This is a genomic window from Paenibacillus sp. B1-35, from assembly GCF_050474385.1.
Lineage (GTDB): Bacteria > Bacillota > Bacilli > Paenibacillales > Paenibacillaceae > Paenibacillus_B > Paenibacillus_B alvei.
In genome coordinates, this window is record NZ_JBCHVJ010000002.1 from 935808 (window position 1) to 951958 (window position 16151).

Here is a 16151-nt window from a genome sequence, read left to right on the forward strand (position 1 = left end):
TAAGAATCATACTTACTATTGGGAAGGTATGACTAGAATAAATGCAGCATAGGAATAACATGAGATCGATTCAACCAAAGGGGTTTGTGTAATGAATTTTTATGAACAACGAATATTACCTGCATCGAGGCAAATGAAAGACTTAGAGAGAGCCATAGCGTCACCGTACGAATATTTGGTTCTGCTCGATGTCCATATCGCTCAGCTTAAGCATGCCTGCAGCATGGTACATCAGGCCAACAAGAAATTATTTTTGCATATCGACCTAATCCAAGGACTTCAAAGTGATGCGCACGCGACAGAGTATCTATGCCAGGAATATCGGCCGTATGGGATAATGTCGACAAAATCCAGCGTCATTCAAAAAGCGAAGCAAAAAGGTGTTGTGGCTGTACAGCGTATCTTCCTTATCGACAATAGTGCGCTGGAGAAAAGCTGTAAGCTGCTGCAAACGACGCAGCCCGATGTCATTGAAGTATTGCCTGGCGGCATGCCGAGCGTCATTCGCAAAGTTAAAGATAGGACGAGCCTTCCGATTTTGGCTGGTGGCTTCATCACGACGCATGAAGATGTGGAGCTCGCTTTGCAAGCTGGTGCAGAGGCAGTTACGACCTCCAATACAAAATTATGGACAAGAAATTAAAAAAAAATAATTGACAACGCTTACAAATTTAAATAAAATTTGAATCAAGTTAATACTGTTACGGAGACTTGGAGATCTACTTTCAAACGCGTTGTCATCTCTGCTTGCAGAGGATATGACGTGTGCTTGAGCGTAGATCTTTTTGCGTTTTCTGAACAGAAATGAACAACAGGAGGGGTCATTATGTCGGCGTTTTGGGGAGAATTTATTGGAACCATGATACTGATTGCACTCGGCGGGGGAGTATGTGCAGGGGTATCGCTAAAGAAATCGTATGCCGCAAACTCGGGCTGGATCGTCATTTCGATGGGATGGGGCTTGGCCGTCGCGGTTGCGGCGTATTCCGTAGGTTCGATAAGCGGAGCGCATCTCAACCCGGCACTTACATTGGGGCTCGCTTTTATTGGAAATTTCCCTTGGGCTGATGTACCGTCGTACATAGCGGCACAGATGCTTGGCGCTATTGTGGGAGCTGTTCTTGTATTTCTGCATTATTTGCCGCACTGGAAACTGACGGAGGATCAGGGTGCGAAGCTGGGTGTGTTTGCGACAAGTCCAGCTGTGTATCATCCATTCTCCAACTTAATTAGTGAAATGATCGGTACATTCATTTTGGTTCTTGGTATTTTGGCGATTGGCGCCAACAAGTTCACGGATGGTTTGAATCCACTGGTAGTTGGATTTCTTATTGTCAGCATAGGGTTGTCGTTGGGAGGAACAACAGGATATGCCATCAACCCGGCACGCGACCTGGGGCCGCGAATCGCGCACATGCTGCTGCCGATCGCAGGAAAGGGAGGTTCCAATTGGAAATATGCCTGGATACCCGTCGTTGGACCGGTGCTTGGAGGTTCGCTCGGTGGACTGTTTTATAAAAACGTATTTTTAGGCCAGTCAGATACAGTAATATGGGCAGTAGCGGGTACCGCACTTGCTATCCTTGTATTTTCGTTGTTCTTGTCTAGAAAAAATGCTGTTCGGTAAGTTCTTCCTTTAGGTTATAGTCAACAATTTTCCGTGCTGTGCATGTTCACTCAATCCTCTTAAATGGAGCACGATGGAATGAATATTGATGATTCAACGGATAGGAATTCACTATTGTATACGGGGGAATTTGATATGGAAAAGTACATCTTATCTCTTGACCAAGGCACAACGAGCTCCAGAGCCATCTTGTTCAATAAAGAAGGACATATTGTCCATGTTGCCCAAAAGGAATTTACGCAAATTTTCCCTGAGCCGGGTTGGGTAGAGCACAACGCACAAGAAATATGGGGTACGATATTGGCTGTCATCGCGACATGCCTCATTGAATCGGGCGTGAAGCCGAAACAAATTGCGGGCATCGGTATTACGAACCAGCGCGAGACGACCGTCGTGTGGGATAAGGAATCCGGCCGTCCGGTATATAATGCGATCGTATGGCAATCAAGACAAACGAAGTACATCTGCGATGAATTGCAGGAGGCAGGCTATGGGGAATTGTTCCGTTCCAAGACGGGGCTTCTCATCGATTCCTATTTCTCAGGAACCAAGGTCAAATGGATTCTCGATAATGTCCCTGGTGCGCGTGAAAAGGCAGAGCGGGGCGATCTATTGTTCGGGACGATCGATACATGGCTTATCTGGAAGCTCACGGGCGGTAATGTGCATGTAACCGATTATAGCAACGCTTCCCGTACCCTTATGTACAATATACATGAGCTGAAGTGGGATGATGAATTGCTGGAGCTGCTGACGATTCCGAAGCAGATGCTTCCAGAGGTGCGTTCTTCTTCCGAAGTATACGGTAAAACGGTAGACTTCCATTTCTTCGGTGAGGAAATTCCGATTGCGGGCGCTGCGGGAGATCAACAGGCGGCGCTGTTCGGGCAAGCATGCTTCCAGCAGGGGATGGCCAAAAATACGTACGGAACAGGCTGCTTCATGTTGATGAATACTGGCGAGCAGGCAGTGAAGTCCTCTCATGGGCTTCTAACGACGATCGCTTGGGGCATTGACGGCAAAGTGGAGTATGCGCTGGAAGGAAGCGTATTCGTTGCAGGCTCCGCTGTTCAATGGCTTCGCGACGGCTTGCGCATGATTAAGGAATCCAAGGATAGTGAGTTGTATGCAAGCAAGGTGGAGTCAACAGACGGCGTGTACGTTGTTCCAGCCTTCGTCGGATTAGGTACGCCGTACTGGGACAGCGAGGTGAAAGGCGCGATCTTCGGCCTGACGCGCGGCACTTCGAAAGAACACTTCATTCGCGCGACATTGGAATCGCTGGCTTATCAAACGAAGGACGTATTGACTGCGATGGAGGCCGACTCATCCATCAAGCTGACCAAGCTGCGTGTGGATGGAGGAGCAATTCAAAACAATTTCCTGATGCAGTTCCAGAGCGACATGCTGGGCGTACCGGTGGAATGCCCGCAAGTATTTGAAACAACGGCACTTGGCGCGGCATACCTTGCTGGTTTGGCTGTGGGATACTGGAGCGACCGGGACGAGATAGCGGCGCAATGGAGCATTGATCGTACCTTTGCACCGTCCATGCCGGAAGAACGCCGCAATGCCTTGTATTCCGGATGGGGCAAAGCCATTGAGGCAACAAAAGTATTTAAATAAGCGCACGAATATGCTACAATTTTAAATAAGTTAATATTTAAATTCGGTTGGAGAATTGAGAACCGCAATTGCACTTAGTCTATGACTTAAGTGTTATTGCGGTTTTTTTGTTTTCGATGTGAGCAATAGGCGATTACTTACTTTCATGCCGTCTTTACGACGAGGGAGGTTATCATATGACAACTGTCTTTTCCGCTATGAAGCGCAAATCTATCGTACAAGCAATGGGACAGAAGCCGCTTGACGTGATCGTTATTGGAGGAGGGATCACCGGCGCAGGGATTGCGTTGGATGCGACAACGAGAGGATTAAGAACTGCATTATTCGAGATGCAGGACTTCGCCTCAGGGACGTCTAGCCGTTCGACGAAGCTGGTGCATGGCGGTCTCCGCTACTTGAAGCAATTTGATGTGAAGACGGTAGCTGAAGTCGGCAAGGAGCGTGCCATTGTATATGAAAACGGACCGCATGTCACCACGCCAGAGTGGATGCTGCTGCCGCTTCATCGCGGCGGAACGTTCGGCAAATTCAGCACCGGTATCGGGTTGCGTGTTTACGATTTTCTGGCTGGTGTTAAGCGCAGCGAGCGACGCCGCATGCTATCTGAACAAGAGACGCTTAGCCGCGAGCCGCTGTTGAAGCAGGAAGGGCTCTTGGGTGGCGGTTATTATGTAGAATATCGGACTGACGACGCGCGGTTGACGATTGAAGTCATGAAGGAAGCCGTTCGGAATGGAGCCATGGCTCTGAACTATATGAAGGTGGATTCATTTTTATATGAAAATGGAAAAATTGTAGGTGTTCGGGTGGTTGATCAATTGGATGGGGAAGCGTTCGAATTCCGTGCCAAGAAGATCATCAATGCGGCAGGCCCTTGGGTTGATGAGCTTCGCAATAAGGATCATTCTAAGACAGGCAAGCATCTTCAGCTGTCCAAAGGGGTGCATCTCGTCATCGATCAGTCGAAGTTTCCGCTCAAGCAAGCGATATACTTCGATACGCCGGACGGCCGAATGGTATTCGCAATTCCGCGCGACGGAAAAACGTACGTAGGCACAACGGATACGTTTTATAAGGCAGACCCGGTTCATCCCGTCATGACGAAGGCAGACCGGGACTATATCATGAAGGCGATTCAATATATGTTCCCTTCGCTTCAGCTTACCGCAGACGATGTTGAATCGAGCTGGGCGGGGGTAAGGCCGCTCATCTATGAAGAAGGAAAAAATGCATCCGAGATTTCCCGCAGAGATGAGATTTGGCAATCTCCATCAGGATTGATTACGATTGCAGGCGGCAAGCTGACTGGATATCGAAAAATGGCTGAAATGATCGTTGATTTGGTCATGAAGCTGCTCAGCCAAGAAGAAGGAATGACGTATACAGCTGCAAAGACGAAGCAGATGCCCATATCAGGCGGGCATGTAGGCGGTTCCGCCGATTTCCCGAGCTTCGTGGAAAGCAAAATGAATGAAGGCGTACGAAATGGGCTTGATGGGGCACTAGCCAAGCGCTGGGCGCGTATGTACGGCTCTAACGTGGATAGGATCTTCGACCTGGCGGATCGTTATCGGAGCAAGACGGAACAAAGCGGTCTTCCGCTAGAAGTGCTTGTCCCCCTCGTATATGCCATGGAAGAAGAAATGACATTAAAGCCTGTGGACTTCTTCATTCGACGCACGGGTGCACTCTTCTTTAACATACAGTGGGTACGAGATTGGAAGCAGCCGGTCATTGTCTACATGGCTTCTGCGTTTGGCTGGACGGAAGAACAGTGCAATCAATATGCAGCGGAGCTCGACACCGCACTGCATCAAGCCGTTGTTCCACAGGCGGAAGCGAATTAATGGTTCAGTGTGTTTGCAAATGAAACGGGGCTATTGTCAGAACCATATTCCAGCGGGAAGTGTAATGAAGAATAACGTTTAAAGGAAGAAGGCGGGGGATTTTTATCTCCCGTCTTTTTCCATATTTCACAAATAAGTAAAGAATTCTTTTTGACATAGCTTCATAATATTCAGGGTGGCATGCCGAAGAGCAACAGCAAATCAAGCAACATTGCATCATTTTTCGATCTTGAAGAAAGGAGATGAAATTCGTTTGAAGTTGCGTTTGGAGTTTCGCTTTAACCCATTATTTTTGGAGGTGCTACTGGTATGTTCAACGAAAAGCCAATTATGAAAAGGACAAAATTAATGGCCGTCCTGCTCACATTTTCTTTGCTTGTTTCCTTGTCCGGAGTAAGTGCTCTGCTGTCATCGAAGGCTTCTGCTGCAAGTTCTCACGATGACAATTTTTCACCGAAGACGCTGAAGTTCCTTCGTGCCAGTACAGGGCTTGATGGCGAGCAGTGGAACAATATTATGAAGCTCATTAACAAGCCCGAGCAGGACTCGCTCAACTGGACCGAGTTCTATGGGTACTGTGAGAATATTAAAGACAAGCGCGGGTATACCATTGGCATATTTGGAGCCACTACAGGAGGGAGCAACGACAATTATCCGGACGGCCCAACTCTGTTCAAGGAATTCGACGCTGCCAGCGGAGCTTCAAATCCTTCAGTCGAAGGCGGCCTGTCCCGAATTGGTGTTAACGGGTCGATGAAGGGGAGAATATTGGAAATTAAAGACAGCGAAAAAGTGTTCTGCGGCAAAATCAAAAAATTGCAAAACAATGACGCGTGGAGAGAGGCAATCTGGCAAACCTTTTATAAGGTTTACATAAAATACAGCGTGGAGCAAGCGCGTAAACGCGGTTTCAATTCTGCTCTAACGATCGGTTCCTTTGTCGATACAGCCTTAAATCAGGGGGCTACTGGAGATTCTGGAACACTTGAGGGCCTTTTGTCCCGTTCTGGCAAAAGTAGCGACGAGAAGACATTTATGAAGAAATTTTATGAAGAGAGAACAAAAATTGTAGATACTAGACAATATAATCAACCTCCTAACGGCAAGAACCGTGTAAAGCAATGGAGACAGCTGTGGGATATGGGGAAAGCAGACCTCAAAAACGCTGACGAAGCGGTCGTAAAAGTCACCAGTTGGAAAATGAAATGAGTCAAAAATCCCGCGTCCATTGTTCGGATGCGGGATTTTTCTCCTTCATCAAAATGTATCATTGCCAGTGTGTGATTGCAAAAACAAAAAGAAACAAATCCTTGGCCGAGCCAAGTTTGCTTCCTTTGATTGAATGCCCAATTGACATTCCGATTATAACTATTAACGGTATTGAAAAATGCTACACGGGTCAATCTATTTGAATAGTGACTATTTTTCAAGCGAAAACGAACACAGGCATTTATCAACTTAGTGATTTGTTGCCCAAGAAAAATATTTTATCCTTTAAGTTCGTCTAATGAACCTGCAACGTTCAGATCAACATCACCATCAATTCCGCTAACTTTTCCTTTTTCGCTATATTGCCATATCGTCCATCTTGTCCATCCACCATTGTCGGGCGGACTCGAAGTTGTCCTGTAATTTGCAATCCATAGAGGGAGGTCAGATAATGCGTTATTAAACTGTTGAAAAAGATCGATGAACCAACTACCTGTATATAGCATTACGTCTCGCCCAGTTTTCCCCTTTACGACATTGATGAATGATTGTACCCATTGAACTAGTGCCGTGACACTAATCTTTTTAGGATCTTCGGGCTCCTCTAAATCTAAAACTGGCAACAAATCAGTTGGATATTGAGTTAAAAACGATACAAAATGCTCGGCTTCGTCGGATGCCTTGTTTTTATCTGGTCTAGCAAAATGATACGCTCCAACCAATAACCCTGCTTCCTTTGCGCCTTTAACATTCCTAGAAAAATTGGGATCCTTCGTTGATGTACTTTCCGATGCTTTGACGTAGGCAAATTGAAATCCTTCCAACTTCACCTTTTCCCAATCAATCTTTCCTTCCCAGTGTGATACATCAATTCCTTTTACATCCGATTCTGACCGAGATTGCATCTGAATACTCCTTCACTTATAAAATTTTCATGTTTTGCAATGTTCGCACACCCTCATTATTCGTAATATGGACATACATTATGTATAATCAGCCTACACACACATTTCATAGAATCTCATTTAAAAGTGAAGAACATAATGGGTACTACCTAGGAAGATAAAGCCCCCATTTCAGATAACAGCAAAATCCCGCATCCGTTGTTTGGATGCGGGGGATTTTTTCCTTCCTCTAAATGTGTCATTGTCACTGAGGCTAAATGAGTCAATTTGCTTCTAATTCCAATCTTCGAAATGAATGGTTACAAACCGAATTTCACTCTCATAGTGTGCTACGTGTCCTTCATCAACCATCTTTTGAAAAGCAGGATTTCCAGCGGCTGCACCATTTCTCAATGTCTCACATAGAAGAGTCATACGATGAATAATCCACTGTCGCAAATCATTTGGAACGGGAATTCCATACGAATCAAAAAGCCGCACTAATCCTATCCAGAAAAGTCGCAAATGTACGATTACGATGTTCTCTTATACGGAATCGGATTAGTAGATCATTGGCTTATGGTCACCTTTTCAACGCTAATTGTTACAGCGCATAGCATATTGTTTTTTATATGGTTTTCTGCTTCGTCTTCATTTGCTTTATTTTTTGTTACATATGAGTTGTCCGCCATTCCGTAGATTTGTTACGATAACGAAAACATTCATGAACCAATAACAGCATTACGGATCACATATGACAAATGAAACTAACATTCAAAGGTGAAGGAGCGTTTATTTTGCTGCAAATTATCAATTTAAGTGAAAGAATGGATTTACTGGAGCAAGTCAGCCAATGGCTGTGGAAGCAATGGGCGAGTGAAAAGCCATACGAAGCGATTAAATACGCAGTGGAACATCATGTATATGTTGACCGTGTGCCGATGACATTCGTGGCCTTGCTGTGCGGGCAGCCGGTAGGAACGGTATCGCTATGGATGAATGATTTAAAATGCCGTCAGGATTTATACCCATGGATGGCAAGCTTATATGTCACGGAGGCAGCAAGAGGGCAGGGCGTTGGGGCAGAACTGCAAAACCATGCCATAAAAGAAGCAAAGCGGCTGGGTTTTGATAACTTATTTTTGATCACGGATTTCATTGGGTTTTATGAAAAACAAGGGTGGGTGTTTGAAGAATTGGCGCCGTTGCTGGACGGTGGTTATAAACGAATCTATCGGAAAGACTTAACTCAGTAATTGACAGGGCAGAGGAAATCTCTGCTCTTTATTTATGCCAAAAAATATAAAATTCCTCTCAAATTCCCGGAATTCACGATCTATTCAAAGGATATTTTCACTAGTTAGATGAAAAGGAAGTAATTTTGTTTGCTCTTTTTTAAAGTGGCTGCCTCTTCTTTTGCAAAATTCGACATTCATGGTGAAATGGGTGAAAACGCCCTTGTAAAGGTTTTCGAGATACGATTTTGTATGGTCTTCGTCCTAATTCCGGGAAGATATCGCTGAGCCGAAAGTGCTATGCTCAAAGAAAATCAGGAATATCGATGCATGACTGTAGCGCTGTGTGATGCCGATATTAAGTTTATCGTTCATCTATCGTGAACGTAAACAAATACACATGGGGGATAGACTGCAGATGAAGCAACAGACGAAACAACTGACGAAAAAACAAAAGAAACAACAGATGAAACAGCAGATGAAACAGCGAGCATGGATGAAGTGGACTTCGATTTTGTTGGCGGCCACTGTCGCGACGGGGAGTACAGCGAGCTTCGCAGCAGCTCAGGAGCGAGGATTGCAGGTTCGCGAAGATGCAGCTCAATCTGGCATTCACAATGTAATCGCAAGTCAAGATCCTTCTGTATCTGATTTGCCGCTTGATATCGAAGGAAGGCTGCCGGTGGCAGAACAGTCTGAAGATCCAGGGATTCCGGAGCCTCCTGCTCAAGCTTTGAAGAGCATAAGCGAGCAGTCCACATACAGCATGGCTGATTTGAGTGCGATGTCGTATGAGGAGCTTACAGATTTGCTGGTAAGTATTGATTGGGAAAAGATTCCTGAACTATTCAAATTTAATGAGGACACACGTCGTTTTTATGCGGACGAAAATCGCATGCAAGCGATCATTGATCGGCTGGAGGAGAGCGGAAGACGATTTACGACCGAGGATATGCAAGGCATTCCTACGCTGGTAGAGGTACTGCGTTCCGGTGTGTACCTGGGGTACTACAATAAGGAGCTGAGTCGCCTTAATGAGCTGGAATTCCGTGAGAAAATGCTGCCTGCCATGAAGGCGATTGTTGATAATCCGTCCTTTACTTGGGGAAATGAAGTACAGCATAAGGTTATTTCGTCAACAGGCAGATTGATTTCTAACGTCACGGTTGATACATATATCGTCAACCGGTTGACCGGGCTTTTGTCAGACTTTAATGATCGCATAGACCATTTGGGTGGTAATTTCTTATCAGGAAAGGCATTCTACGATGTACTAGAGGGCGTCGGGTATGTTCTGATGTATCGCATGACCGAGCCGGATCAGAAGGCCGAATTCAAGGGCAACATCGACGGATATTTGGAGCAATTATTCCGTCTGGGGAGCGAAGGTTCCACAGCAGAGGATAAGATATGGCTGACCAGCAATGCGATTTACTATTCTGGCGCGCTCGGTCATTATCATAGCGACCCGCAGAAAGCGAATCGGGTACTGACGAACGTGATGCAGACGAAGCCGAAGCTTGGGGAGCTCTATTTCGTAGCAGCCGATCAGATTGCACGGAATTACGATGAGAAGGATGCTTACGGCAACCGGGTTGATATAGATGAACTGAAGCAGCGCGGGAAGGAACATTATTTGCCGCAGCGAGTTGAGTTCGATGACGGCCAGTTTGTGATCCGGGCGGGGGGCCAATTGACCCAAGAGCAGCTTCAACGCCTATATTGGGCAGCGAAAGAAGTGAAGGCCCAATTCCACCGGGTGATCGGGAATGACAAGCCGTTAGAGGCAGGAAATCCGGACGATGTGCTTACGATCGTTATTTATAACAATCCAGATGAATATAAAATGAACCGGTTATTGTACGGATATAGTACGGACAACGGCGGCATTTACATCGAAGGGGACGGTACCTTCTTTACATATGATCGCACGGAAGCTCAAAGCATTTATAGTTTGGAGGAGTTGTTCCGGCACGAGTTCACGCATTATTTGCAAGCACGCTTTGAGGTACCTGGCATGTTTGGCCAAGGGCCTTTGTATCAAGGCGGACGCATGCAATGGTTCGATGAAGGGGGAGCTGAATTCTTCGCTGGCGCCACGCGAATGGAGGGTATTCAGCCCCGCAAGTCGGTTGTCGGCTATTTGGTTGCTGACGAGCCAGGGCAGCGCTACACTGTATCAGATACCGTAAATTCGAAATATGGATCATGGCAATTTTATAATTATTCTTTTGCACTATACGATTATTTATATCATCATGATTTCACGGCTATGGATCAGATTCATCGCGCGATCCGGAACAATGATGGGGATGCTTATGAACAGCAGCTCGCATCCATAAGCAGTGATGCAAGCTTGAACGAATCGTATCAACGCTCCATTGAAGAGAAGGTTGCACGCTATGGCGAATTATCGGTACCGCTTGTGTCTGACGACTATTTGAAAGCAGTAGAGCCGAAGCCGGAACTTGAAATCTACGATGAGATCACGAACTTGGCTGGACTGAGCAACAGAAGCGTTAAGAAAAGTAATTCTGGCTTGTTCAAATCGTACGAGCTGCGCGGCACTTATGTCGGGGGTGCTTCTGCAGGAGTAGAACAAGACTGGCAGACGATGAACAAGTTGACGGATGGCTTCCTGCAAGCTTTGTCAGACAAACCATGGAACGGATACAAAACGCTTACGGCATACTTTACTAATTATCGTGTTAATGATGAAGGCAATTTCGTTTATGATGTTGTGTTCAATGGCAAGCTTCCAGAAGGTGCAGACGGCGGGGATGTAGGATTGCCGGACGGCGGCACCAATCCCGGAAACGGCAACGAAGGCAACAGTGGGGATAAAGGCGGCGATCAACAAGATACAGCGGATCGTGAGCCAAACGATACATGGAAAAAAGCTGTTCGCCTCGACGATACAGGAAAAACGATTTCCGGTAAATTGAGTAATAAAGATGCGCTGGATATTTATCGTTTTGACGCGAAGCAGGCAGGGGAATGGACGATCGAATTGGAATCAGCGCAGGAACAGGGAGTAGCTTGGGTGCTATTCCATGAGTCTGACCCGGACAATTATAAGGCCTATCCGACTAAAAGGGAAGGGAACAGCTTAGCTGGCTCTATATCCGTTTCCGAGCCGGGAACCTATTATTTGCACGTATATGCGGCAACAGATGGAGATCAGTCGTATCGTCTGTCTGTTAAGTCGGAAGCGCAGCAACAGCCTGAATCAGAAGTGTCTTTATTTGAGGAGACTGAACCGAATGATGCGCCTGACATGGCTAACGGACCGGTGCCATTAGGCCGGACGGTAAATGGAACGCTTGAAGGAGACGACAAGCAGGATGTGTTCATGATTGACTTGGACCAGCCAACCTCGTTGAACATTGGATTGGAAAAGCAGCAGGGCGAACACGTAAATTGGGTATTGTACCGTGAAGGCGATAATGAGCAGGTTCTGTATCCTGTTGATATGGACGGAAATTGGATGAAGGGTGAAGTGAAGGCGGAGCCTGGACGGTATCATTTGTATGTGTATAAATTTGCCGATGAGGATGTTCGTTACAAGCTCGAAATTCAATAATATAATTTCAAATGCTGTCAGTCGGTTCCATATACGGCTGTCGTTAACGGCAAAGCGTGTCACTCTTAATTGAGCGGCACGCTTTTTTCGTTTATCAAGCGTTTGCTTTGAAGGGGGAAGCATGGAACGATTCAATCTGCCTTTAGGTTAGGAAGAAGAGATTATTATATGATGTCATGAAGTCAATGATGAAATCATGAGTCTGATAGGTCGGATAAAAGTAAAAAATAAGATGCTCATGGGCTGGGATATGATTCACCAAATCAAGCTCAGCGATGTGTACTATTTTGAATCAGTGGATAACAAAGTATTTATGTATTGCAGGGATAAGGTGTTTGAATCGAAACAGAAGCTGTACGAGCTCGAACAGGTAGTTGAGGGCAAGAAGTTTTTCCGTGCATCTAAATCTAGCATTGTTGTACAAGAGGCAAAGCGGCTCGGATATGACAGTTTATATTTGAATACGAATTATATTGGATTTTACGAGAGACAAGGTTGGGAGTTTGTAGAATCAGCGCTGCTACTGGAAGGTGGTTATAAACGAATCTATCGGAAAAACTTAATATAGTAATATAGGGCAGCGGAGAGCTGCCTATTATTTTTTCCAAAAAAGATAAAATCCAACTCATTTCCACGGAATTTATGATATATTCAATGGATATTCTTCTAGTTAAATGAAAAGAAAACTGATTTTGTATGATCTTTTTTTAGAGTGGTTTCCTCTTCATTTGCAAAATTCGACAATCATAGTGAAATGAGTCGAAACGCCCTTGTGTAGGTTTCTGAGGGATGAAACATGATGTTCATTTTCCTAAATTCGGGAACATGTGAGTGATTCGAAAGTGCTATGCAGTAATAAAAATAGGATTTTAGATGCATGACTGCAGCTCTGTATGAAACCGATATTAGGTGTATCGTTCATCAATCGTGAACGTAAACAAATACACATGGGGGATAGACTGCAGATGAAGCAACAGACGAAACAACTAACGAAAAAACAGAAGAAACAACAGATGAAAGAGCAGATGAAACAACGAGCATGGATGAAGTGGACTTCAATTCTATTGGCGGCCACTGTCGCGACGGGGAGTACAGCGGGCTTCGCAGCGGCTGAGGAGCGAGGACTACAGGTTCGTGAAGATGCCGCTCAGTTTGGAATTCACAATGTAATCGCAAAGCAAGATCCTTCTGTATCTGATTTGCCGCTTGGTATCGAAGGAAGGCTGCCGATGACAGAACAGTCTGAAGCTTCAGGGATCCCGGAGCCTCCTGCTCAAGCTTTGAAGAGCATAAGAGGGCAGTCCACATACAGCATGGCTGACTTGAGTGCGATGTCGTATGAGGAGCTTACAGATTTGCTGGTAAGTATTGATTGGAAAAATATTCCTGAACTATTCAAATTTAATGAGAACACACGTCGTTTTTATTCGGACGAAAATCGCATGCAAGCGCTCATTGATCGGCTGGAGGAGAGCGCAAGACGATTTACGACCGAGGATACGCAAGGCATTCCAACGCTGATAGAGGTACTGCGTTCCGGTGTGTACCTGGGGTACTACAATAAGGAGCTGAGTCGCCTTAATGAGCTGGATTTCCGTGAGAAAATGCTGCCTGCTATGAAGGCGATTGTTGATAATCCGTCCTTTACTTGGGGAAATGAAGTTCAGCGTTCAGTTATTTCGGCAACGGGCAATCTGATTTCTGACGTCACGGTCGATGCGTATATCGTCAACCGGTTGACTGGGCTTTTGTCAGACTTTAATGATCGACAAGAGCAATTGGGTGGTGATTCCTTATCAGGAACGGCCCTCTACGACGTAATCCAGGGTGTTTGGTATGTTCTGATGTATCGCATGACTGAGCCGGATCAGAAGGCCGAATTCAAGGGCAACATCGACGGATATTTGGAGCAATTATTCCGTCTGGGGAGCGAAGGTTCCACAGCAGAGGATAAGGAATGGCTGACCCTCAATGCGATTTCCTATTCTGGCGCGCTTGGGCATTATCATAGCGACCCACAGAAAGCGAACCGGGTACTGACGAACGTGATGCAGACGAAGCCGAAGCTTGGGGAGCTCTATTTCGAAGCAGCCGATCAGATTGCACATAATTACGATGAGAAGGATGCTTACGGCAACCGGGTTGATATAGACGAACTGAAGCAGCGCGGGAAGGAACATTATTTGCCGCAGCGAGTTGAGTTCGATGACGGCCAGTTTGTGATTCGGGCGGGGGGCCAATTGACCCAAGAGCAGCTTCAACGCCTATATTGGGCGGCGAAGGAAGTAAAGGCCCAATTCCACCGGGTCATCGGCAATGATAAGCCGTTAGAGGTAGGAAATCCGGACGATGTGCTTACGATCGTTATTTATAACAGTCCATATGAATATAACATGAACCGGTTTTTGTACGGATATCCTACGGACAACGGCGGCATTTACATCGAAGGGGACGGTACCTTCGCTACATATGATCGCACGGAAGCTCAAAGCATTTATAGTTTGGAGGAGTTGTTCCGGCACGAGTTCACGCATTATTTGCAAGCACGCTTTGAGATACCTGGCATGTTTGGCCAAGGGCCTTTGTATCAAGGCGGACGCATGCAATGGTTCGATGAAGGGGGAGCTGAATTCTTCGCTGGCGCCACGCGAATGGAGGGTATTCAGCCCCGCAAGTCGGTTGTCGGCTATTTGGTTAGGGATGAGCCAGGGCAGCGCTTCACTGTATCGGATACCGTAAATTCGAAATATGGATCCGGGCAGTTTTATAATTATTCTTTTGCACTTTACGATTATTTATATCATCATGATTTCACGGCAATGGATCGGATTCATCGTGCGATCCGGAACAATGATGGGGATGCTTATGAGCAGCAACTCGCATCCATAAGCAGTGATGCTCGCTTGAACGAATCGTATCAACGCTCCATTGAAGAGAAGGTTGCACGCTATAACAAATTATCGGTACCGCTTGTGTCTGATGACTATTTGCAAGCAGTAGAGCCAAAGCCGGAACTTGAAATCTACGATGAGATCACGAACTTGGCTGGGCTGAGCAACAGAAGCGTTAAGAAAAGTAATTCCCACTTGTTCAAGTCGTACGAACTGCGCGGCACTTATGTCGGCGGTGCTTCTGCAGGAGTAGAACAAGACTGGCAGACGATGAACAAGTTGACGGATGGCTTCCTGCAAGCTTTGTCAGACAAACCATGGAACGGATACAAGACGCTTACGGCATACTTTACTAATTATCGTGTTAATGATGAAGGCAATTTTGTATATGATGTTGTGTTCGATGGCAAGCTTCCCGAAGGTGCAGACGGCGGGGATGTAGAATTGCCGGATGGCGGTACCAATCCCGGAAACGGCAACGAAGGCAACAATGGGGATAAAGACGGCGATCAACAAGATACAGCGGATTCTGAGCCAAACGATACATGGAAAAAAGCTGTACGCCTCGACGATACAGGAAAAACGATTTCCGGTAAATTGAGTAAAAATGATGTGGTGGATATTTATCGTTTTGACGCGAAACAGGCAGGGGAATGGACAATCGAATTGGAATCGGCGCAGGAACAGGGAGTAGCTTGGGTGCTATTCCATGAGTCTGACCCGGACAATTATAAGGCCTATCCGACTAAAAGGGAAGGGAACAGCTTAGCTGGCTCTATATCCGTTTCCGAGCCGGGAACCTATTATTTGCACGTATATGCGGCAACAGATGGAGATCAGTCGTATCGTCTGTCTGTTAAGTCGGAAGCGCAGCAACAGCCGGAATCAGAGGTGTCTTTATTTGAGGAGTCTGAACCGAATGATGCGCCTGACATGGCTAACGGACCGGTGCCATTAGGCCGGATGGTAAATGGAACGCTTGAAGGAGACGACCAGCAGGATGTGTTCATGATTGACTTGGACAAGCCAACCTCGTTGAACATTGGATTGGAAAAGCAACAGGGCGAACACGTTAATTGGGTATTGTACCGCGAGGGCGATAATGAGCAGGTTCTGTATCCTGTCGATATCGATGGAAATTGGATGAAGGGTCAAGTCGAGGCAGAGCCTGGCCGGTATCATTTATATGTGTACAAGTTAGCCAATGAGGATGTTCACTACAAGCTCCAAATTCAATAATATAGGTTAC

10 protein-coding genes are annotated in these 16151 nt (G+C 46.0%); 9 read left to right on the forward strand and 1 reads right to left on the reverse strand.

Annotation, left to right across the window (positions count from 1 at the left end; translation table 11 throughout):
- The first annotated feature begins 91 nt into the window (after positions 1-91).
- The 5 genes from ACQ5BJ_RS11755 to ACQ5BJ_RS11775 all read left to right on the forward strand — a co-directional run bounded on the left by ACQ5BJ_RS11755 (position 92) and on the right by ACQ5BJ_RS11775 (position 6309).
- A complete protein-coding gene (locus ACQ5BJ_RS11755; RefSeq protein WP_005550259.1) occupies positions 92-643 on the forward strand; it encodes a glycerol-3-phosphate responsive antiterminator in 552 nt (183 codons plus the stop codon).
- A 183-nt stretch (positions 644-826) separates the two neighbouring features.
- Complete coding sequence (locus ACQ5BJ_RS11760; protein WP_197267635.1) at positions 827-1627, forward strand: MIP/aquaporin family protein; 801 nt, start codon at positions 827-829, stop codon at positions 1625-1627.
- 135 nt (positions 1628-1762) lie between these two features.
- Positions 1763-3253 carry a glycerol kinase GlpK gene (glpK, locus tag ACQ5BJ_RS11765; RefSeq protein ID WP_040736681.1) on the forward strand — a complete coding sequence of 497 codons (1491 nt, stop codon included), beginning with the start codon at positions 1763-1765 and terminating at the stop codon, positions 3251-3253.
- 176 nt (positions 3254-3429) lie between these two features.
- A complete protein-coding gene (locus tag ACQ5BJ_RS11770; RefSeq protein ID WP_430109520.1) occupies positions 3430-5100 on the forward strand; it encodes a glycerol-3-phosphate dehydrogenase/oxidase in 1671 nt (556 codons plus the stop codon).
- Positions 5101-5409: 309 nt separating this feature from the next.
- The gene (locus tag ACQ5BJ_RS11775) at positions 5410-6309 is read left to right on the forward strand and encodes a chitosanase (RefSeq protein WP_171418456.1); all 900 of its coding nucleotides are present in this window, start codon (positions 5410-5412) and stop codon (positions 6307-6309) included.
- A 278-nt stretch (positions 6310-6587) separates the two neighbouring features.
- On the opposite strand, the gene ACQ5BJ_RS11780 is transcribed toward ACQ5BJ_RS11775, so the two are convergent.
- A complete protein-coding gene (locus ACQ5BJ_RS11780; RefSeq protein ID WP_005550253.1) occupies positions 6588-7214 on the reverse strand; it encodes a glycoside hydrolase family 25 protein in 627 nt (208 codons plus the stop codon).
- A gap of 776 nt (positions 7215-7990) precedes the next feature.
- On the opposite strand from ACQ5BJ_RS11780, the gene ACQ5BJ_RS11785 reads away from it, so the two are divergent.
- From ACQ5BJ_RS11785 to ACQ5BJ_RS11800, 4 genes are all read left to right on the forward strand, one after another.
- Positions 7991-8449 (forward strand): GNAT family N-acetyltransferase, encoded by a 459-nt coding sequence (locus ACQ5BJ_RS11785; RefSeq protein ID WP_430109517.1) that lies wholly within the window; start codon positions 7991-7993, stop codon positions 8447-8449.
- Between the two features lie 397 nt (positions 8450-8846).
- The gene (locus ACQ5BJ_RS11790; protein WP_430109515.1) at positions 8847-12011 is read left to right on the forward strand and encodes a collagenase; all 3165 of its coding nucleotides are present in this window, start codon (positions 8847-8849) and stop codon (positions 12009-12011) included.
- Between the two features lie 196 nt (positions 12012-12207).
- Positions 12208-12579 (forward strand): LytTR family DNA-binding domain-containing protein, encoded by a 372-nt coding sequence (locus ACQ5BJ_RS11795; RefSeq protein WP_005550248.1) that lies wholly within the window; start codon positions 12208-12210, stop codon positions 12577-12579.
- Between the two features lie 397 nt (positions 12580-12976).
- Positions 12977-16141, forward strand: a complete 3165-nt coding sequence (locus ACQ5BJ_RS11800; RefSeq protein ID WP_430109512.1) for a collagenase — start codon at positions 12977-12979, stop codon at positions 16139-16141.
- Positions 16142-16151: the final 10 nt, after the last annotated feature.